Source organism: Pseudotamlana haliotis (genome assembly GCF_008806375.1).
Lineage (GTDB): Bacteria > Bacteroidota > Bacteroidia > Flavobacteriales > Flavobacteriaceae > Pseudotamlana > Pseudotamlana haliotis.
Genome location: NZ_WAAT01000008.1, coordinates 1 through 20,938, shown reverse-complemented (window position 1 = coordinate 20,938; position 20,938 = coordinate 1). Strand labels below are relative to the sequence as shown.

18 protein-coding genes and 1 tRNA gene are annotated in these 20,938 nt (G+C 34.7%); 10 read left to right on the top strand and 9 right to left on the bottom strand.

The window, feature by feature from the left end; genetic code table 11:
- Positions 1 to 162: 162 nt before the first annotated feature.
- Positions 163 to 235: transfer RNA gene (locus F6U93_RS01635), tRNA-Lys, on the bottom strand.
- Between the two features lie 141 nt (positions 236 to 376).
- Here F6U93_RS01635 and F6U93_RS01630 point away from each other — a divergent pair.
- Positions 377 to 898 (top strand): shikimate kinase, encoded by a 522-nt coding sequence (locus F6U93_RS01630; RefSeq protein ID WP_150936215.1) that lies wholly within the window; start codon positions 377 to 379, stop codon positions 896 to 898.
- Here the strand turns inward: F6U93_RS01630 and F6U93_RS01625 are convergent.
- Positions 890 to 1,393 carry a phosphoribosyltransferase family protein gene (locus tag F6U93_RS01625; protein WP_150936213.1) on the bottom strand — a complete coding sequence of 168 codons (504 nt, stop codon included), beginning with the start codon at positions 1,391 to 1,393 and terminating at the stop codon, positions 890 to 892. The genes F6U93_RS01630 and F6U93_RS01625 overlap by 9 nt on opposite strands.
- A 38-nt stretch (positions 1,394 to 1,431) precedes the next feature.
- Positions 1,432 to 1,821, bottom strand: coding sequence for an RNA-binding S4 domain-containing protein (locus F6U93_RS01620; protein ID WP_150936211.1), 390 nt, complete (start codon positions 1,819 to 1,821; stop codon positions 1,432 to 1,434).
- Positions 1,822 to 1,991: 170 nt separating this feature from the next.
- Between F6U93_RS01620 and F6U93_RS01615 the strand changes: the two genes are divergently transcribed.
- The gene (locus tag F6U93_RS01615; RefSeq protein ID WP_150936209.1) at positions 1,992 to 2,963 is read left to right on the top strand and encodes an FKBP-type peptidyl-prolyl cis-trans isomerase; all 972 of its coding nucleotides are present in this window, start codon (positions 1,992 to 1,994) and stop codon (positions 2,961 to 2,963) included.
- 64 nt (positions 2,964 to 3,027) lie between these two features.
- Here the strand turns inward: F6U93_RS01615 and F6U93_RS01610 are convergent, their stop codons facing one another.
- The gene (locus F6U93_RS01610) at positions 3,028 to 3,645 is read right to left on the bottom strand and encodes an outer membrane beta-barrel protein (RefSeq protein WP_150936219.1); all 618 of its coding nucleotides are present in this window, start codon (positions 3,643 to 3,645) and stop codon (positions 3,028 to 3,030) included.
- A 200-nt stretch (positions 3,646 to 3,845) separates the two neighbouring features.
- Here F6U93_RS01610 and tgt point away from each other — a divergent pair, with 200 nt between their 5' ends.
- The 7 genes from tgt to F6U93_RS01575 all read left to right on the top strand — a co-directional run bounded on the left by tgt (position 3,846) and on the right by F6U93_RS01575 (position 11,489).
- Positions 3,846 to 4,976: a tRNA guanosine(34) transglycosylase Tgt gene (gene tgt, locus F6U93_RS01605; RefSeq protein ID WP_150936207.1), complete on the top strand. Its 1,131-nt coding sequence runs from the start codon at positions 3,846 to 3,848 to the stop codon at positions 4,974 to 4,976.
- Between the two features lie 5 nt (positions 4,977 to 4,981).
- Positions 4,982 to 6,058 (top strand): LptF/LptG family permease, encoded by a 1,077-nt coding sequence (locus F6U93_RS01600; protein ID WP_150936205.1) that lies wholly within the window; start codon positions 4,982 to 4,984, stop codon positions 6,056 to 6,058.
- 243 nt (positions 6,059 to 6,301) lie between these two features.
- Positions 6,302 to 7,255, top strand: a complete 954-nt coding sequence (locus F6U93_RS01595) for an acetyl-CoA carboxylase carboxyltransferase subunit alpha (protein WP_150936203.1) — start codon at positions 6,302 to 6,304, stop codon at positions 7,253 to 7,255.
- A 168-nt stretch (positions 7,256 to 7,423) separates the two neighbouring features.
- Positions 7,424 to 8,974 (top strand): replicative DNA helicase, encoded by a 1,551-nt coding sequence (gene dnaB, locus F6U93_RS01590; protein WP_150936201.1) that lies wholly within the window; start codon positions 7,424 to 7,426, stop codon positions 8,972 to 8,974.
- Positions 8,975 to 9,174: 200 nt separating this feature from the next.
- Entirely contained in the window at positions 9,175 to 10,359 is a 1,185-nt protein-coding gene (locus F6U93_RS01585) for an asparagine synthetase B (protein ID WP_150936217.1), read from the top strand.
- A 113-nt stretch (positions 10,360 to 10,472) separates the two neighbouring features.
- Positions 10,473 to 10,895, top strand: a complete 423-nt coding sequence (locus tag F6U93_RS01580) for a secondary thiamine-phosphate synthase enzyme YjbQ (protein WP_150936199.1) — start codon at positions 10,473 to 10,475, stop codon at positions 10,893 to 10,895.
- Positions 10,896 to 11,009: 114 nt separating this feature from the next.
- Positions 11,010 to 11,489, top strand: coding sequence for a hypothetical protein (locus F6U93_RS01575; RefSeq protein ID WP_150936197.1), 480 nt, complete (start codon positions 11,010 to 11,012; stop codon positions 11,487 to 11,489).
- A gap of 542 nt (positions 11,490 to 12,031) precedes the next feature.
- Here F6U93_RS01575 and rplT read toward each other — a convergent pair.
- The 4 genes from rplT to thrS all read right to left on the bottom strand — a co-directional run bounded on the left by rplT (position 12,032) and on the right by thrS (position 15,348).
- Positions 12,032 to 12,376, bottom strand: a complete 345-nt coding sequence (rplT, locus tag F6U93_RS01570; protein WP_067150884.1) for a 50S ribosomal protein L20 — start codon at positions 12,374 to 12,376, stop codon at positions 12,032 to 12,034.
- Between the two features lie 173 nt (positions 12,377 to 12,549).
- Positions 12,550 to 12,747, bottom strand: a complete 198-nt coding sequence (gene rpmI / locus F6U93_RS01565) for a 50S ribosomal protein L35 (RefSeq protein WP_150936195.1) — start codon at positions 12,745 to 12,747, stop codon at positions 12,550 to 12,552.
- A gap of 87 nt (positions 12,748 to 12,834) precedes the next feature.
- Entirely contained in the window at positions 12,835 to 13,380 is a 546-nt protein-coding gene (infC, locus tag F6U93_RS01560; protein WP_216068952.1) for a translation initiation factor IF-3, read from the bottom strand.
- A 33-nt stretch (positions 13,381 to 13,413) separates the two neighbouring features.
- Positions 13,414 to 15,348, bottom strand: coding sequence for a threonine--tRNA ligase (thrS, locus tag F6U93_RS01555; protein ID WP_150936190.1), 1,935 nt, complete (start codon positions 15,346 to 15,348; stop codon positions 13,414 to 13,416).
- Between the two features lie 226 nt (positions 15,349 to 15,574).
- Between thrS and F6U93_RS01550 the strand changes: the two genes are divergently transcribed.
- Positions 15,575 to 16,678 carry a transporter substrate-binding domain-containing protein gene (locus F6U93_RS01550; protein ID WP_150936188.1) on the top strand — a complete coding sequence of 368 codons (1,104 nt, stop codon included), beginning with the start codon at positions 15,575 to 15,577 and terminating at the stop codon, positions 16,676 to 16,678.
- Positions 16,679 to 17,076: 398 nt separating this feature from the next.
- On the opposite strand, the gene F6U93_RS01545 is transcribed toward F6U93_RS01550, so the two are convergent.
- A complete protein-coding gene (locus F6U93_RS01545) occupies positions 17,077 to 20,319 on the bottom strand; it encodes a sensor histidine kinase (RefSeq protein ID WP_150936186.1) in 3,243 nt (1,080 codons plus the stop codon).
- Positions 20,320 to 20,938 lie beyond the last annotated feature (619 nt).

Sequence of the window (20,938 nt, the reverse complement as noted above, 5' to 3'; positions counted from 1 at the left end):
ACTATTTTTAATTTCCACACACAACTTTTGCGCTTGATCCCAATTTTTGCATAAACACAACTTTTAGGAATGATCCCAGTTTATGTAGTATCGTAGAAACAACTTTAAAGCCAATTTATATAAAATAAAAAAGCCTAAAACAGAAGTTTTAGGCTTTTTTTGTGACCGGGCTGGGGCTCGAACCCAGGACCCTCTCCTTAAAAGGGAGATGTTCTACCAACTGAGCTACCAGGTCATTATGTCTTGCTAACTAATTGCTGTTAGCGGGTGCAAATATAATAGCTTTATTTAAAAATACAATACTTTTTTTAAATAAATTTTCGTTTTTTTGCGGGAGATAAATCTATGTTTTTAGAAATCAAATTATAACGAGAAAATGATTATTGTATTGATAGGATATATGGCTTCTGGAAAGACGTCAATTGGAAAAAGATTAGCCGCTAAATTGAACTATACCTTCATTGATTTAGATGACCTGATTGAAGAAAAAGAAAATGCTTCAGTTACAGAAGTCTTTAAAAATAAAGGTGAAGTTTACTTCAGAAAAAAAGAAACCGAGTATCTTAAAGAAGTTTTGGCTATGTCTGGAAACATCATTCTTTCAGTTGGAGGTGGAGCACCTTGTTACAGTAATAATATGCAGGATATTTTAGATGCTGAAAATGCTAAAAGTATCTACTTAAAAGCGACGATTCCGACTTTAGCCGAAAAGTTGATGCGTAAAAAAGCCAAACGCCCATTAATTGCTCATATTGAAACTGAAGAAGCCATGGCTGAATTCATCGGGAAACACTTATTTGAGCGTTCGCCATTTTACAGTCAAGCTGAAATTAAAGTGTCTATAGATTACAAAACAAAAGATGAGATTGCAGAAGATGTGCTATCAGTACTATTCTAAAACAGCTTCAAAATTTTTGCCTTCTAAAGTCACCTGAACATGTTCCTTTAGAGAAGTCGATAATGAAATACCCTTAAAATCTGCTTTTACAGGGTATTTTTTATGGTTTCTATTCACTAAAACCGCTGTTTTAAACTGCTTTAAAGGGACGTCTAAAAAGTGCTTGACACCATAGATTAATGTGGTTCCTGAGTTTAAAACATCATCAATTAATACCAAAGATTTATTCTGGTAATCTTCTGGTTTTAAAGAAGTGGTAATATCTAACCACGGTTGTTTTTTGTTTATACTTACTTTACAGAGTACCGGCGTGATATCTGAAATTTTTTGCAGTGCTAATTTTAGCTTTTTTGCCAAAATGTAGCCATTCGCATCAATGCCAGCCAGAATAACTTCTTTTTCATCCACATTGCTTTCATAAATTTGAAAAGCAATACGACGTATTTTATGATTGATTTCGTTATGATTAAGGATGATATTATTCTTAACTGTCATACATTGAAAATTTAAAGTATAAAATTACTCTTTTTTATTTAAGATTCTGTGTCCTCTATAGAATTTTCATCGGTATAATCGTCTATATCTCGACGGTCTTTTTTGGTAGGTCTTCCAGTACCTTTTTTTCTGTAGTAATCTTTAGAGTATTTAAGGAGCTCGTGGGCTTCAAACTGTTCCTTAGGGGTGATGTCGGTACGATAGAGGTCAACTATTTTGGCACCAACACGGTTAGGAGGCAGGTCGTTCACCTTAAGCTTGTAGTTTATTTGGTTTTTCCGGAGTTCTACAGTGTCCAAAGGATAAACATCACGACTAGGCTTTACAATTTCTTGGTTTATACGAACCTGTCCTTTTTTGCAGGCCGTTGTTGCCAAAGTTCTGGTTTTGTAATACCTAACACACCATAAATACTTGTCTATACGCATATAAATAAACTAAAACTAGGTTAATCTTATTGGGCAAAAATATATTAAAATCGTATCTTGCGGCTCCAAAAATAAGGAATATTGAACTTTATTCTAATATAAATCGGGCTAGTATATGTCCTGTTTAAATTTACCAGAGTTTTCCTTTACTGTAAAAAAAGAAATTTAGCATGAAATTAATGAAAATTAGCTTGTTTGTACTGGGCTTGGCGACCTGTGTTTTGTCTTGTAATAAAGACGATGATAATGATGACGATTCAACTTATGAGGTAAGAGATAGAACAGAGCAGCAGGCAGAAGACGATCAAATACTATTAGATTATTTAGAAACTCATTATTATAATGCTTCTGATTTTGATGGCTCTAATCCAGACCCTAAGTCTGAAGATGTTGTAATTACTGAACTTCAAGAAGGTGATGTATTACCTGTAGGACACAAATTAATTATTGACGATGTGATTACTAAAGATGTCAATTTTGCAGATACAGATTACAAAATTTACTATTTAGATTTAAACAAAAATGTTGACCCTAATTCGTCTTCACCTTATTTCTGTGATAATGCAGTTACCAATTACACAGGGTTCACTTTAGATGGTAGTGTTTTTGACAGGTCTACAAATGGCGCTTTCAATCAAGATTTATTAAATTTAATTACAGCTTGGCAAAAAGTTATTCCTGAATTTCACACGGCAGAAACTTTTAACGAAAATGCCGATGGGACTTCTAATTATGTAAACCACGGTGTTGGGGTGATGTTTGTGCCTTCAGGTTTGGGGTATTATGCTGTGGGTAGCACTAATATACCAGCATATACCTGTATCGCTTTTTCTTTTGATTTGTTACAAATGTTTGAGAATGATCATGACGGTGATGGTGTGCCTTCTCATTTAGAAGATATTAATGGCGATGGTCAATTCACTTATAATTCTGCTGTTGATGTTTTTGATGGAGATGACACCGATGGTGATGGCATTGTAAATGCGTATGATGGTGATGATGACGGTGATGGCGTTCCAACCATTTATGAAGATATTGATGGTGATGGTGATCCTACCAATGATATTGGAAAAAACGGAATCCCTAAATTTTTGGATCCCGAAGAAACCGAAGCTAATTATGATGTAGACACGACATTATAACCAATAGATGAACAAAAAAACCTCGCTTTTGCGAGGTTTTTTTGTTTTTATAATGAACATACTCCTAAAGTAATAAAGATAAACTTAATATAAGTTGATTCGAACGGGTATCAATTCTACTCTCTGCTCCAGGAATATTAGAGTTGATAAAAGAAGCTTCATTATTGGTAAAGGCGCGCTCATATCTTAAATCGACACCTATTTTCTTAAAATTAAAACCTATACCAATATTTAATCCAACAGTATAGTCTTTTTCCATGTCATCAATAGAAAGATCATCAAATTCAGAATCTATAATATATTGAAAAGATGGGCCAGCAAATACACTTAAAGGTCCAAAAACGTCAATTCCGGCAAGCATAGTACCATCAATTTTTTGCATTTTAAAAGCATCACCGTCATAATCTGTTTTTGTGTTGGTGTAAACAAGTTCAGGTTTTAGAAAAATAAAACCACCTGTTTTTCCAAAGATTCCAACATGGAAACCAGCGTTTGCAGAAGGATCTTTGTAGGTGTCTTCAACAGCATCAAAATAATCGCCATTAGCATTATAGTTTAATCCACCTTTAATTCCCCATCCAGCATCAGCTTGGGCTATAGAAAGGCTTGGGATTAGAATAAGTAATAATAAGGCAAACAGTTTTCTGTTTGTCTTGTTTTTGAGGGGTTTACGATTTATCATAAATTTTAAGTTTGTCATGTTACATGTTTTTTAGTTACAATGATAGTATCAATAACGTGACCAAAATAGGTTTATTTTCTTTTTAATACAATCGTTTTCATATTTCAGTTAATTATCTTTGCGCATCTTAATGAAGCCATTCATTACAATTAAGAACATTTTTTATGATATTAATGTTCGAAAAAGCATAAAAAAACAAGATGAAGTTCGAAATAAACGCACAAGACCCACAAAGTAAGGCTAGAGCAGGGAAATTAACTACAGATCACGGTGTTATTGAAACCCCTATTTTTATGCCGGTAGGCACCGTAGGAACCGTTAAAGGTGTGCATCAGCGTGAGCTAAAGGATGAAATTAATCCAGATATTATTTTGGGGAATACCTATCATTTATACCTGCGTCCGCAAACTGATATTATTGAAAAGGCCGGCGGACTTCATAAATTTATGAATTGGGATCGTAATATTTTAACCGATTCAGGAGGGTATCAAGTATATTCACTTTCAGCAAATAGAAAAATTAAAGAAGAAGGTGTGAAGTTTAAATCACACATCGATGGAAGCTACCACACGTTTACACCAGAAAATGTGATGGAAATTCAGCGAAGTATTGGAGCGGATATTATTATGGCTTTTGATGAGTGTACACCATACCCATGTGATTATAATTACGCGAAGCGTTCTATGCACATGACTCACCGTTGGTTGGATAGGTGTATCAATCATTTAGAAAAAACACCTCTTAAATACGATTACAATCAAGCCTTTTTTCCAATTGTTCAGGGAAGTACCTATACAGATTTAAGAAAACAATCGGCTGAATATATTGCCAATGCTGGTGCTGTTGGGAATGCTATTGGTGGCTTATCAGTAGGGGAGCCTGCTGAAGAAATGTACGCCATGACCGATGTGGTATGTTCTATTTTACCAGAAGATAAACCACGTTATTTAATGGGGGTAGGAACCCCTATTAATATCCTAGAAAATATTGCTTTAGGCGTCGATATGTTTGATTGTGTCATGCCAACAAGAAATGCAAGAAACGGGATGTTATTTACAGCACATGGTACCATCAATATTAAAAACTTAAAATGGGCTGATGATTTCTCACCTATTGATGAAATGGGAATCACTTTTGTGGATACCGAATATTCCAAAGCTTATTTACGTCATTTATTCACCGTTAATGAGTTATTAGGAAAGCAAATAGCCACCATCCATAACCTCGGTTTTTACCTGTGGTTGGTTCGCGAAGCTAGAAAACATATCTTAGCAGGAGATTTTAGAACATGGAAAGATATGATGGTAAAACAAATGAATAATCGTTTATAAGTACGATGAAAATTTTAGATTGGTACATATTAAAACGCTACTTGTTTACATTTTTCATGATGTTACTGCTGTTTATCCCTATTGGGATAACCGTGCATTTGGCAGAGAAAATTGGTAAAATATTAGATAATGAGGTGCCTCTTCATGAGGTTTTAATCTATCTTTTAGATTTCACCATTTATTTTGCTCACCTATTATTTCCTTTATTTTTATTCTTATCGGTGATTTGGTTTACTTCTAAACTGGCTAATAACACTGAGATCATTGCTTTTTTAAGTTCCGGTGTGTCATATTCAAGGTTTTTAAGACCTTATATGATTGGAGCATCTATTGTGGCCGTTCTAGCAATAATCATGGGCTTATTCTTGGCGCCTAAGGCCAGTGAGGGTTTTAATGATTTTAGTTATAAATATTTTAAAAAAGGGAGAGGTGCTGTTGAAAACACCAATGTTTACAGGCAAATTAATGATAACGATATCATTTATGTAAGTAGTTTTGATGTTAAAAATAGCGTAGGAAATAATTTTACTCTAGAACATTTTGAAGAGAATAAACTCATTTATAAAATTAATGCATCAAGCATTCGTTACATTGAAAAGGATACTACCTACCGATTAACCAATTATGTAAAGCGCGATATTGGTGAAACAGATGATGTCTTAGAAATTGTTCGTAGAAAAGACACGCTTTTCGGATTTGACGTGGATGATTTAATTCCGGTTATTTATGCTGCGGAAACAAAAATGTATGGTGATTTAAAAAACTTTATAGCCAAAGAAGAAGCCAGAGGTTCTAGTAATGTAGGCCGTTTTAAATTGGTGTTATATCGAAAGTGGAGTTTACCAGTTTCGGTTTTTATTCTAACGATTATAGCAGTTGCTGTGTCTTCAATGAAACGTCGAGGTGGTATGGGGGTCAACTTAGCCGTTGGTATTTGTATCGCGATGGTTTTCGTATTCTTTGATAAGATTTTTGGTGTGATGGCCGAGCAATCCGATTTTCCTCCCTTAGTAGCCGTATGGTTCCCAAATGTAATATTTGGCGTATTGGCTATATTCTTGCTAATCAAAGCAAAACGTTAACCGAACTTTAGAGGTTTGATTTTAGTTTTACTTGATAAAACCGTATTTTTTTAACATTCAACAGAAAATTATTATAGTCTTTTTTGGGCTTGTAAGCTCTTGTTTTGTATGCTTTTAAAGCTATTCTGTACAGGGATTTTCTATTTAGGTTTTTAAAAAGAAACGCAACTTATCAGCATAACATAATTAAAGTTTTTATATTTGCAGACTAACCTTTATTTTAAAAGTAATAACTAAATTTCTATGGAATATTTAGAATTTGAACTTCCGATAAAAGAACTTGAAGAGCAATTGCAAAAATGTGCAATTATTGGCGAAGAAAGTGACGTTGATGTTTCCGAGACCTGCTCTCAAATTGAAAAGAAATTAAAAGATACTCAAAAAGATATATACAAAAAATTATCGCCTTGGCAGCGTGTACAATTATCACGTCACCCTAACAGGCCATATACCTTAGATTATATTAAAGCCATTTGTGGTGATACCTTCCTAGAACTTCATGGTGATAGAAGCTTTAAAGATGACAAGGCTATGATTGGTGGTTTAGGTAAAATTGGAGACCAAAGCTTCATGTTTATTGGTCAGCAAAAAGGGTATAATACCAAAACCAGACAATATAGAAACTTTGGAATGGCCAACCCAGAAGGTTACAGAAAGGCTTTACGCTTAATGAAATCTGCTGAAAAATTTGGAATTCCTGTAGTCACTTTATTGGATACACCGGGTGCTTACCCAGGTTTAGAAGCTGAAGAACGCGGACAAGGAGAAGCCATCGCAAGAAATATTCTTGAAATGACCCGTTTAAAAGTTCCTGTAATTACTGTAGTGATTGGAGAAGGGGCCTCTGGAGGCGCTTTAGGTATTGGAGTAGGTGATAAAGTATTTATGTTGGAAAATACATGGTATTCTGTTATTTCTCCTGAATCTTGTTCTTCTATTTTATGGCGTAGCTGGGAGTATAAAGAACAAGCTGCTGAAGCTTTAAAATTAACGGCTTCAGATATGAAAAGGCTGAAGTTGGTTGACGGTATCGTGAAAGAACCACTTGGTGGTGCACACAGAGACCGTGAAAAAACATTTTCAACCGTAAGTGACACGATTGTAAAAGCTTTTGAGGAACTTAAAAAGTTATCACCAGAAGATTTAGTATCGCAGCGTATGGATAAATATGCTAATATGGGGGTCTATAAAGGCTAAACCTATTAAAACCATAACATGTAAAAATCTGAAGTCATGCCAACTTCAGATTTTTTATGCTTATTAACAAAATAATTAATTTATCAACAGGTTATTGTTGACGAGTAGTGAACAATCATAAGCGATAAAATTCACCAAAACACTTTCTTTTTAATTACTTTCGCAGTTATGAAACAACCAAATCAAGTATCCTCCTATAAAGTAGATAAAAGTACACTTATCAGCCTTGAAAAAGGAAAGATACCACCTCAAGCTATTGATTTAGAGGAAGTTGTGTTGGGCGCGATGATGATTGATAAGAAAGGAGTCGATGAGGTTATTGATATTTTAAGTCAGGATGCCTTCTATAAAGAGTCGCATCAATACATTTTTGAAGCTATTTTTCAACTGTTTGAAAATAGTGAGCCAGTCGACTTATTAACCGTTTCAACGCAATTAAAGAAAAACGCAAAGCTAGAACTCGCGGGAGGTGATTTTTACCTCATTGGTTTGACCAATAAAGTGTCTTCCTCGGCACATATTGAGTTTCACGCTCGTATTATTTTACAGAAATTTATTCAGCGTAGTTTGATTAAAATTTCAAGTGAAATTATTGAAGAAGCCTACGATGAAACTAAAGATGTTTTCGATTTATTAGATACTGCCGAGTCCAAACTTTATGAAGTAACCCAAGGAAATATCAAAAAATCGAGTGAAACGGCTTTAGATTTAGTAATCCAGGCGAAAAAGAAAATTGAAGAAATTTCAAATAAAGAAGGGCTTAGTGGTATTCCAACAGGCTTTCATAAATTAGATAAATTAACTTCGGGATGGCAACCTTCCGATTTAATTATCATTGCCGCTCGTCCAGGTATGGGTAAAACAGCATTAACTTTATCCATGGCAAGAAATATTGCCGTAGATCAAAATATTCCGGTGGCCTTTTTCTCTTTAGAGATGGCGTCAGTACAGTTAATTACCCGTTTGATTTCTAGTGAAACCGGATTGTCTTCTGAAAAGCTACGTACCGGAAAACTTGAAAAGCACGAGTGGGAGCAACTTAACGTGAAAGTAAAAGGCTTAGAGAGTGCACCACTGTTTATTGATGATACGCCATCACTGTCTATCTTCGATTTAAGAGCAAAAGCGCGTCGTTTGGCCTCGCAACACGGTATTAAAATGATCATGATTGATTATTTACAGTTAATGACCGGTGGTTCTAACCACGGTGGAAACCGTGAACAGGAGATCTCAATGATTTCTCGTAACCTTAAGGCTTTAGCAAAAGAACTTATGGTGCCTGTAATTGCCTTATCGCAGTTATCACGTGCCGTAGAAACCCGTGGAGGAAGTAAAAGACCTTTACTATCCGATTTACGTGAATCTGGTGCGATTGAGCAGGATGCCGATATTGTATCGTTTATTTACCGTCCGGAATATTATAAAATTGACGAATGGGATGATGAAGAACGTTCGCCTACTGAAGGTCAAGGGGAGTTTATTGTTGCAAAACACCGTAATGGTGGTTTAGAGAATATCCGTTTGAAATTCTTAGGACACTTAGGTAAATTCGATAACTTAGATGACTATGATTCGCCATTTAGTGATAATGAGTTCCATTCTAAAATGAATGAAGGTTCAAGCGATAACGCCTTCCAAACCGATAATTTTAAAGCCAGTCCAGATCAAGCTTTTGGTAGTTCTTTTAATAACGACGACGATAATGAAGTGCCGTTTTAAGGCTTAATATTCTATTAAAAGGTTATTGCACTGTAATTTTTGAGTATCTTTCAGTTTATAATTATTTGAGTTTTGTCATGTCCAAAAGGAACGATTGCGAAACCTCATAAACCTTTGTTGTCAAATTGAAAAAAATAATATTTACCTTACTTTTTATATGCTTAGGGCTTAACACTTACGCCTCTTACATCCTAATACCTATGGATGCCGAGAGCCAAAAAAATCATCTAAAAGCTTACGGGATTACCTATTGGACACTTAGCAAAGACATGAAAGTCAAGTGGCTGTTAAACTATAGAGGTGGTTCCTTTTTAACGCCCGATACCGAAGCCATTCAAAGAGAATGCCAAATTCGTGGGGTTTCTTTTGAAGTGATTTCCAATGCTAAAACCGAAAGTATTCTTGAAGAAATAAGTAGCCCAAGTAAAAATATGGAGGCCGTTGTTTTAGAAAAAGCTCCTAAAATTGCAGTCTATACGCCTAAAGGTAAATTACCTTGGGATGATGCCGTAACCATGGTATTGCAATATGCTGAAATTCCTTATGAAACCGTTTATGATGAAGAAGTTTTAAACGATGGTTTACTGGTTTTTGATTGGTTGCATCTACATCACGAAGATTTTACCGGGCAATATGGTAAGTTTTACGCCCAATATCGCGCGACGTCTTGGTACATTGAAGAGAAAACGGAAGCTGAAAATTTAGCTCAAAGACTAGGGTATAATAAAGTTTCAGAGGAAAAGTTAGCGGTATCTCTAAAAGTTAGAGATTATGTTATTGGTGGTGGTTTTATGTTTGCCATGTGCAGTGCTACTGATAGTTTTGATATAGCGCTTTCAGCGGAAGGCATTGACATTTGTGAACCCATGTTTGACGGTGATGGTAGTGATCCCAATTACCAAAATAATATTGATTATAACAAAACTTTTGCTTTCACTGATTTTCTTATAGAACGCAGTCCGATAGTTTATGAGTTTTCATCAATAGACACGACGCGCGAACGTCGTATACCCAAAACGGCTGATTACTTTACATTAATGGATTTTTCGGCAAAATGGGACCCTATTCCAACGATGTTGTGCCAGAATCATACAGCTTTAGTAAAAGGTTTTATGGGGCAAACCACGGCTTTTAATAGTGAAGAAATTAAATCGAATGTATTAGTTTTGGGAGAAACCAAATCTAATGGTGAGGCTAAATACATTCACGGGATTAAAGGAAAAGGATTTTTTACGTTTTACGGCGGACATGACCCTGAAGATTATCAGCATCGGGTAGGGGATGCTAAAACAGAATTAGACCTTCACCCAACCTCTCCGGGTTATCGCCTAATTTTGAATAATGTTTTGTTTCCTGCTGCAAAAAAGAAGAAACAAAAAACTTAATAGAAGTCAGTTAAGACCTGGAAATATAAGTAGGGTCTCAGAACGAGCGCAGCCGAGGTCTAATTTTTGTTGATAATAGTTCTAGACAGAATTCTCAAATTTAAATGACTAGCATGCAATTTTTTCAAAAGGAAATAAAATTAAAGGCACATTCAAGAGGCTTTCATCTAATTACAGACACTATTTTAGAATCTATTCCTGAAATTAAGGATATCAAAATTGGTCAATTACAGGTGTTTATCAAGCATACTTCAGCGAGTTTAACCATTAATGAAAATGCCGATTTTACGGTGCGTCAAGATTTTGAGAGTCATTTTAATAAAATGGTTCCTGAAAATGCACCGTATTATAAACATACTTACGAAGGCCCAGACGATATGCCAGCACATATTAAAGCCTCTTTATTGGGAGCCTCTGTTCAAATTCCCATCACAAACGGACGACTAAATCTGGGTATTTGGCAAGGTGTTTATTTGTGCGAACACCGTGATTATGGTGGGGCTCGTAGTCTTGTGATTACCGCTTTTGGGAATTAATTTAGAATTGCACATGACAATATGTTTACTTTGCCTAAATTTAAAAGGAATAATTATAAGTAAAAAAGGATGAAAATATTGAATCTATTACTCGTAATCACTATGTTCACAATAATGTCATGTGATACAGGTGATAATACATCAGAGCTGATCACTGATTTCAATGAGAGCGAAGCTAACTGGGAAGAACTTAAAAGCATAAATGGTAATTCCTATAGTTACCAAACGACTTTTTCTTCATGGGCAGGGTTTGGAAACATGACTGAATTAAAAATAGTGGACGGCGTTGTCAATTCGAGGTTTTATGAAGAATATGAAATAAATGAAACGAATGGTGAAAAAGAAGTGATTAATACTTATTTAGAAGAAGGAACTGATTTAGGTAGTCATGAAGCGGGCGCAGAAATACTAACTATTGATGAGTTGTACAATACTTGTTTAAGTGACTATTTGATTGTAGACTCGAAGAACAACGTATTATATTTTGAAACAAAATTAGAAGGAATAATGTCTCTATGCGGCTATGTCCCAGAAGGATGTGGCGACGATTGTTTTAGTGGGATTCAAATAAATTCGTTTAATTGGATAGAATAATAATCTTCAAAATATGGAAGCCTGTTTGTGTTTAGGCTATCTCAGCGAATTTCTGTGTAACGTATTTTGTTTCTTGTGAAGACACCAAGGCGCAAAGTGCAATAATTAATGGTGAATAGTGCAAATCTTTACACTTGATGACATCTTTTCGACTCTGTTAGAAGACCGTGTACAATAATACAATAAGTATTAGAGACGGTGTTCGAGCGGAGTCGTGAACATTTCTAATGAGCAAAAATCACCGAATTAAAAAGCTTAATAGCAAAATTGAATAGCTCAAAAAAACAGAGTAAAACATTGTAATCTGTGTTTTAAATTATTCGTTTTTAGTTAATCGTTTTTTGGGAAGTTACAATAAAGTAGAGAACTGCGTTAAGGATTGAAGTGGATAGCTTTTGGCGAGGCGTGCATCGAGCCAAAACTAGTAACGTAAAGCCTGACCCTTGTGGTAACGCCAAAATATTAATCAAAAAAAATCCGATTCAATGAAGAATCGGATTTTTTATTAAGCGAATAATATGTTTTACAATAGGCAAAAAGCCTTATTTTACTTTTTCAATTACAGCTTTGAAAGCTTCTGGGTTATTCATAGCTAAATCGGCTAAAACCTTACGGTTTAATTCGATATCATTAGCTTTTAATTGACCCATGAATTGAGAATAAGATAAACCATGTTCTCTGGCTGCTGCGTTAATACGCGTAATCCATAAGGCACGGAATGTTCTCTTTTTGTTTCTACGGTCTCTGTACGAGTATTGCATCGCTTTGTCAACCGCGTTTTTTGCTACTGTCCAAACGTTTTTACGACGTCCGAAGTAACCTTTTGCTTGTTTTAGAACCTTTTTTCTTCTGGCTCTTTTTGCTACAGAATTTACTGATCTTGGCATAATTTTAATGTGTTTTGTAGTAGGCGGTTAAATAGTTTTCTAGTTTTTGGTTACTAGTTAATAGTTTGAACACTTCTAACTTTTAACCTCTAACTTTTAACTTTATTAACGCTTTTTTACTGGCCTAACTCCAGGGTTTATAAATTGTTTTTAACCGATTAAAACCGATGTGTTTATTTTAAACGCATCATGGTTTTAATGTTATCCTCATCTGCTTTGTGAACCAAACCATCATGAGTTAACTTTAGCTTACGCTTTTTAGATTTCTTTGTTAAGATGTGACTCTTAAAAGCGTGCTTTCTTTTGATTTTTCCAGTACCCGTTATTTTAAAACGTTTCTTAGCACTAGATTTTGTTTTCATTTTAGGCATTTTCTTCTTCCTAGTTTATAATTATTTCGCTTAATTATTTTTACGCTGAATATGTGTTCAGCTTCCTTTCTCTTTAACTAATGTTTCTTACTTTTTTGGAGCAATAAACATCGTCATACGCTTACCTTCTAATCGAGGCATTTGCTCTACTTTTCCAAATTCTTCAAGATCGGTAGCTAACTTTAATAATAAAATTTGACCTTGTTCTTTAAAAATAATAGAACGTCCTTTAAAGAATACGAAAGCTTTTAACTTAGCGCCTTCTTTTAAGAATTTTTCTGCGTGTTTCTTCTTAAACTCGTAGTCATGATCATCGGTTTGTGGACCAAATCGAATTTCTTTAATGATAACTTTAGTCGCTTTAGACTTTAAAGCTTTATCACGTTTCTTTTGTTCGTAAAGAAACTTTTTATAGTCCATAACCTTACAAACTGGTGGGTCTGCATTAGGAGATATTTCTACAAGATCTAACTCTTGCTCGTTAGCTATTCTTAAAGCATCACCTTTAGTGTAAATACCAATCTCTACGTTATCGCCTACTAGACGTAACTTTTGAGCAGTAATTTTAGAGTTAATTTTGTGCTTGTCTTCTTGCGAAACCCTTCTTGGTTGCTGTCTTCTTCTAATTGCTATGGCCTTATGATTTTAAATTAAACTTATTATTTTCTAAAACGATTTCAACGTTTTTTTAATGTCATCTTTTATAATTTCAGAGAAAGCTTCAACAGATATCATTCCTAAATCTGCGCCACCGTGCTGACGTACAGTGATTTTGCCTTCTTGTTCTTCTTGCTCGCCAATAATGATCATATAAGGATGCTTTTGCATTTCGGCTTCCCTAATTTTCTTCCCTATAGTTTCATTTCTATGGTCTACAAGGGCGCGAATTTCGTCATTTTCTAGCAAATTTAAAACTTTTTGTGAGTATTTTTCATATTTCTCGCTAATTGATAATATAATTACCTGTGTTGGCATCAGCCAAAGCGGGAAATTACCCCCTGTATGTTCTAACAGTAAAGCTACAAAACGTTCTAGACTTCCAAAAGGCGCACGGTGAATCATTACCGGACGGTGAGATTCGTTATCACTACCTTTGTAGCTTAAATCAAAACGCTCTGGTAAGTTATAATCTACTTGAATGGTACCCAGTTGCCAACGTCTTCCTAAGGCATCTTTCACCATGAAATCTAACTTCGGACCGTAAAAGGCAGCTTCGCCTTCTTCAACAACAAAATTTAAGCCTTTATCGCTTGCGGCGTTAATGATGGCTTGTTCTGCTTTTTCCCAGTTTTCAACCTCACCTATATATTTGTCTGGATTTTTAGGATCCCTTACAGATACTTGTGCTGTAAAGTTTTCAAAGCCTAAAGAACCAAAGACATAAAGCACTAAGTCAATCACATCTTTAAATTCTTTATCCAGTTGTTCTGGCATACAGAAAATGTGGGCATCATCTTGAGTAAATCCGCGTACACGTGTTAAGCCGTGTAATTCACCACTTTGTTCGTATCTATATACTGTACCAAATTCGGCATAACGTTTTGGTAAATCTTTATAACTCCATTGTGCACTGTTGTAAATTTCACAGTGGTGCGGACAGTTCATAGGCTTTAACAAGAACTCTTCGTCTTCCTTTGGCGTTAGAATGGGCTGAAAGCTATCTTCACCATATTTAGCATAGTGTCCTGAAGTTTCATACAATTCCTTTTGCCCGATATGTGGGGTTACCACCATTTCGTAGCCGGCTTTTTTCTGAGCCGCTTTTAAGAAATTCTCTAAACGTTCACGTAAAGCAGCACCTTTAGGCAACCATAAAGGTAAACCTTGTCCAACACGGGGTGAAAAAGTAAACAATTCTAATTCTTTACCTAATTTTCTATGATCACGTTTTTTTGCTTCTTCGAGCATTTGTAAATACTCAGTAAGCTCTTTTTGCTTAGGGAATGATATACCGTAAACACGTGTTAATTGAGGGTTCTTTTCATTACCTCTCCAGTAAGCACCTGCAACACTTAATATTTTAACCGCTTTGATGATTCCGGTGTTTGGCACGTGCCCACCGCGACATAAATCAGTAAACGTAGCGTGGTCACAAAATGTAATGGTACCATCTTCTAAGTTTTCAATTAATTCTGTTTTAAACGGATTTCCTTTATATAGATCTAAAGCTTCAGCTTTACTAGCCGAACGCATTTTAAAGTCATGTTTTCCTCTAGCAATTTCAAGCATTTTAGTCTCAATAGCTTTAAAATCTTTTTCTGAAACGCTATGGTCACCAAAATCGACATCATAGTAAAAACCATTTTCAATAGCAGGACCTATGGTAAGTTTAGCGCCTTCATATAACTCTTCGATAGCCTGTGCTAAAACGTGCGCAGAACTATGCCAGAAAGCGGTTTTACCTTCATCATCTCTCCAGGTGTATAAAATTAATGACCCATCGGTGGTAAGCGGGGTAACGGTTTCAATAGTTGTACCATTAAAGTTTGCCGAAATTACGTTTCTAGCAAATCCTTCACTAATGCTTTTAGCAACATCCATTGGTGTAACGCCTTCATCAAACGTTTTCACACTGCCATCGGGTAATGTAATATGTATCATAAAATATTTTTTCCGAGTGCAAAGATAGGAGTATAAACTTGTTAATACAATAAGCAATCCATATTTAAATAGTGATTATTAAGAGGTATGATGTTTAGACTTTTTTAGTAATGAAGAGGGAGGTGATGTGGTAACTTAAAGTGGTTTGCTAGGGATGAATTTGTGCAATAATTTTTTGCATTATATTTGAAAGGCTAATCATCCATTAAACCAAACAAAATTATTTATGAAAAAGCTTCTTACTTTTTTTGTGCTGCTTCTATTTGTGTGTATTCATGATACGTTTTCACAACAGAAAGACCATCTTGTTGAAAAAGACACCTTATTAATAGGCTATAGTATTGACCCACCTTTTTGTTATAAAGAAAACGGGAAGCTCCAGGGAATCAGTGTTAGGATGTGGGAGAAACTTAATAAAACTCATCCAGAAAAGGTATATGTATATAAGGAGTACATTTTAGATGATTTAATTAATGATTTAGAGTATAATGAAATTGACTTGGCTTTGTCTCCTTTAACAATTACGAGTGATAGAAACGCGATCATAGATTTTTCCATGCCCTATTTTGTTTCAGAATGTAGGGGGTTAATAAAAAGTAAAAACCATAGCGGAAAGTTGATGAGCTTTGTGACTTCTTTTTTTAGTTTTAATTTCCTTAAAGTCATCGGGTTTTTATTATTGTTACTCACCATTTTCGGTTTTCTAGTCTGGTTGTTTGAGCATAAACACAACGAAGAAGAGTTTGGAGGAGGTGTTCATGGGTTCCTGCATGGGGTTTGGTGGTCGGCCGTAACTATGACAACAGTAGGCTATGGTGATAAATCGCCTAAAACTATTGGAGGGCGAGTGGTTGGATTGGTATGGATGTTTTCAGCTATCATATTAATATCTGGTATTACCGCTAGTATTACTTCGTCGTTAACTGTAGATAAGTTAAAAGTATCGGATACGGATTACACCGGTTTTAAAGCTTATGAGGTAGGAACGGTTAAACATTCGGCCACCGAAGGCTGGTTAACTGATCATTTCTTTCATGATGTTAGCGTCTATCCGGCATTTGAAGATGCTTTGGAAGCTTTGGATCACGATAAAATTCAAGCAATAGCTTATGATGAGCCTTTAATGCGTTTTTATTTGAAGGATATTACCGATCATGATTATGAACTATCTCAGTTTTCATTTAATAAGTCGATGTATGCCATGGGCTTCTCAAAACAATTGGATGCTGACTATAAAAAAAAGATTTCCGATGAAATTATAGCCTTTATAGAAAGCAGCGATTGGCAAAATTACTTAGCGCACTACAATTTGTTGGAGGGTAATAAATGATTTTTTAGTAGTTTTTGGTTTCTAGTTATTGGTTTTTGGTAGCTTACTGTTGCGTATAGAATCATTTCAGATACAGATTATACTGATTGAACTCCCAAATAGAGTTGACCGTTTTTAATTATAATTTTTCACTATTAATTATTTCTCTTTCCGTCTTCGAGAGTAATCCTAATTTAACATGTGTTTTAGTTGATGATGCATCCTTTAGTAAAACGCTATGGACGAGAATGGATGCGACAACTACATTTGTTATCATCACCTAATAGAGTGTTTAGTTTGACTTGAAGAGAGCCTTTACAGAAACGTAATGGTTTTTTGTTATTAATGTTTGTTAATGAATCATTAAGAGGGTTAGGGATATTAGTAAGCGTATAGTGTTTTCTGTTTTAAGTTGTCGTTTAATTAACGTCCTTGCTTATTTCTTTGGGTAAAGTAATTATAAACGTAGTTCCTTCTCCCATAGTACTCTCAATTTTAATAGTACCATTTAATTTTTCTACTAGTGTTTTTACAATGGCTAAACCTAATCCATGAGAGCTTTCACCATCAGTAGGTTGTGCTGAGAGTTTTTGAAACATTTTAAAAGCCATTTTTTGATCATTTTTGGACATACCTGGGCCATTATCCTTGAACGAAATAATAACGCGGTCATCAACGGGATTAATTGATAAATCTATAACGCTGCCTTTATCTGAAAACTTAATAGCATTGGTCATGAGGTTGTCAAAAATACGTGTCAATGATTTTCGGTCGGTGTTAATTCTAAGTAATCCATTTCCGATGTGCTTTTGAAGGATTTGATTTTTATTAGCTAATCTCGTGACATAACTTTTTTCCCATTCATTAATACACTCTGAAAGGTCAAAAATTTCAGGCTTAATTCTTTTCTCTGGCAAATTAATATTACTCATAAAAAGTAAATCATTGATTAAGCTATTACCGTTCGCAACAGACTCATTAATATACTTAGTGTATGTTTTTTGTTCATCATCTAGATTGCCATTGTCTTCTAGTAGATATATAAGGCCATGAATATTGTTAAGTGGTCCTCTAAGGTCATGAGCGATGATACCGATAATACCATCTTTTTCTTTGTGTAAACGCTCTAGTTTTTTGTTGTTTTTTAATAGTTCTTTGGTTTGCTTGGCGACTTCTTTTTTTAATCGCTTTTCTGTGCTTTTTAAGCTACTGATTCGTAAATAATAGATACTGAAAATCGATCCTATGATTACTAAAAAACTTAGGATTTTAAACCACAATGTTTTCCACCATGGCGGACTAATGTTAATGGTTAGTGATCTCTTTTTTTCGTTCCAGAGCCCCTCATTGTTGGAGCCTTTTATTTTTAACACATAGGTGTTTGGGTCTAAATTAGTGAAAGTTAAATCATGCTTATTACCGTACTCAACCCAATGATCGTTAAAACCCTCCAGTTTGTATTTGTATTTGTTAATTTGGGAATTGGTAAACTCTAAAGCGGAAAACTCAAAGGTCAAATTATTTTGGTCGTGTCGTAAATCTATGGATTGTATTTCTGATATATTTTTATCAAAAGCCATGGATTGATTGTCTACTTTGATATCTGTAAAAACAACTTCTGGAATATGAAGGTTTGGTTTTATATCTTTTGGATTAAAAATGGTTAAACCTCCTGTACCACCTACCAATAAGTTTCCGTTCAATCCTTCTGAATGACCACCCAAATCCAAAATATTGTTTTCGGGAATTGTGATGTTTTTAAATTGAAAATTATTAGGATTGACTCTGGAAAGACCATTGGGTGTAGTTAACCAAATATGGTCATCACTGCCTGGTAAAATTCCAAATATGATATTACTTGGTAGTCCGTCATTTATATCAAAGTTCGTGAAGCTTTCAGTAATAGGATTGAATAAAGCTAAGCCGCTTCGAGTTCCAATCCATAGATTATTGTTTTGGTCTTTAAATAATGAACGAATTTTATTTCCTGGAAGGCAGTTTTCACACCCTTCTTCATATTTCCATTGTTTAAATTTTAGTGTATTGATATTAAGTAGAAGTAACCCTCTATTACTACCTACCCAAATTTCAGAATCTGAAGCTTTTAACACACATTTTACGTTCAAACTAAGTAAAATGCTATTAGGAGCATCCTTTGGGTACAAGTGTTTAAATGTGCCAGTTAGGGTGTTGTAAGAAATAAACCCAGTTCCTGCAGTTCCAAGCAATAATTTGCCTTCTTCAGGTTCGTAGATGCTTGCTAAGTGCCTTGTTGTCCTTGCTTCAAGGCTATTGGCATAATCATTTGCTAGGATAAAACGATCTTTTTTTTCATCATACTGATAGAGTCCACCATTTTGCGTGCCTATCCATAAGACATTGTTTTTTGATCGAAAAATGGAACGTATTCTTGGATTTTTTATGTCTGCTTTATAGTCAAAATCCGTAATATAATTTTTAAATGTTTTGGTTTTTGGGCTGTAGCGACTTAATCCGTGATTGGTTCCTATCCATACGGTCCCATCTAAATCTTGCAATAGTGCCCTAACGTTATTATGAACTAACGAGTTAATTTCATCATTTTTCCATTGTTTGAATTTTAAATGACTTAAGTTGAATTTATTTAAACCACTGCCTCTAGTTGCTATCCAAACGTTTTTAGACTTATCAAGGAGTATGTCTTCAATAGTATTACTTCCAATTTTATAATCAGAGTCTCCATTGGACTTATACCAATTCATTTGATTGGTTTCTAATGTATAGTGTGCTAATCCATTGCCTTTTGTGCCAAACCAAAGACCTCCATGGTTATCACTATAAATTTTCATTATAAAGACGTCTTCAATAATCTGTTTATCGCTAGGAGGCTGTATTGAAATTTTTTCAGATGTTTCTTTAACCGTATTTAATAGCACTAATCCAGTATCTGTACCAACCCATAAATTGCCTTTTGAAAAATACAGATCATTTATAAACTTTGAGGGCAGTTTGTTTTTGTTAGCATATTTTAAATGTGGTTTTGTGAATTCACCATTTAATGTGTTGAAGTAATAGAGGCCGTAATATTCGTCACCAATCCAGAGATTGTTTTTGTCATCTGCATAAATAGAATTTACAGAGTAGGTGCATTTTTCACAGGTATTCGGTTGTTTCCAATGTTGAAAATTAAGTTTTGAGCGGTCAAGTAAATTTAAACCGTTTTTTGTGCCAACCCAAAGTCTATTTTGGTTATCCTCATATATGGATAGTATAACATCACTACTAATAGAATTAGGGGTGTCTCCTTGATGCTTAAAGCGTGTAATATCACCAGTAGTGGTATTGTAAAGGTTTAATCCGCCGCCATCAGTACCAATCCATATATTTCCATAAGAATCTTCAAGTAAACTAGTAATCCAGTTATCAGAAATGCTATTGTTGTTGTTTGCGTCATAGGTGTATATTTTAGATTGATAGCCATCGTACTTGTTTAGTCCATTATTTGTGCCAATCCAAATAAATCCTTTAGAATCTTGAATTATACTGGTAGGGTAACTAGAAGATAATCCATTTTTAATGCCAATTTTCTCAAAAAAACTTGCATTACCCTGAGCGTAAATACTGGGTGTCATTAGAATATAAAAGACTAATGCGAGGAATATGTGAGCTGTGGATTTTTGCATTTATCAATCATTAATTTACTATCAAAAGCAGGGATTAACAACCATAAATAATAATCTAAATTCTAAAATGAATGGATTGTTAGATAGGAATTCATGTCTGTGAAATACTTAAGTTAGTCAGCCTGTACTCAAATATGGGTTATTTTTTTGATAAAGTCAAGTATTTATTCGGGTTTTTAGCCTTTCGGCGGAATTATTCTTGTTACATATAATGAATACATATATAAAGGAGAAGAAACATCTAATGACTTTTAAAGTTTTTAGAAAGAAGGGCACCTAAAGTTTCATGCACTCCACATTAAAAGAAGCACATAATTAAGCGGAAGCAGACATGTTTTGGCTATTGTTACCCCAGTGTAAATTCTTTTTTAAGGGTTCTAAAAGATAAATCCACAGTAAATCAACAATAAATCGACGAGATCTAATCAAAACAGAAACAATCCAACCAGTAATTTCTAACATAATCCAGCACTATCATAAAGGGATTACTAGAGTAGGGGGTATTCAAACCCCAAAACCGACAAATAATCCAAAACTTTTTTAAGGTGTAAATCACAGGCTTACTGCGAGTTAAAAGTAAGATTAAAAAATAAACAAAAAAAGGCCAAAAAAAGTTTGT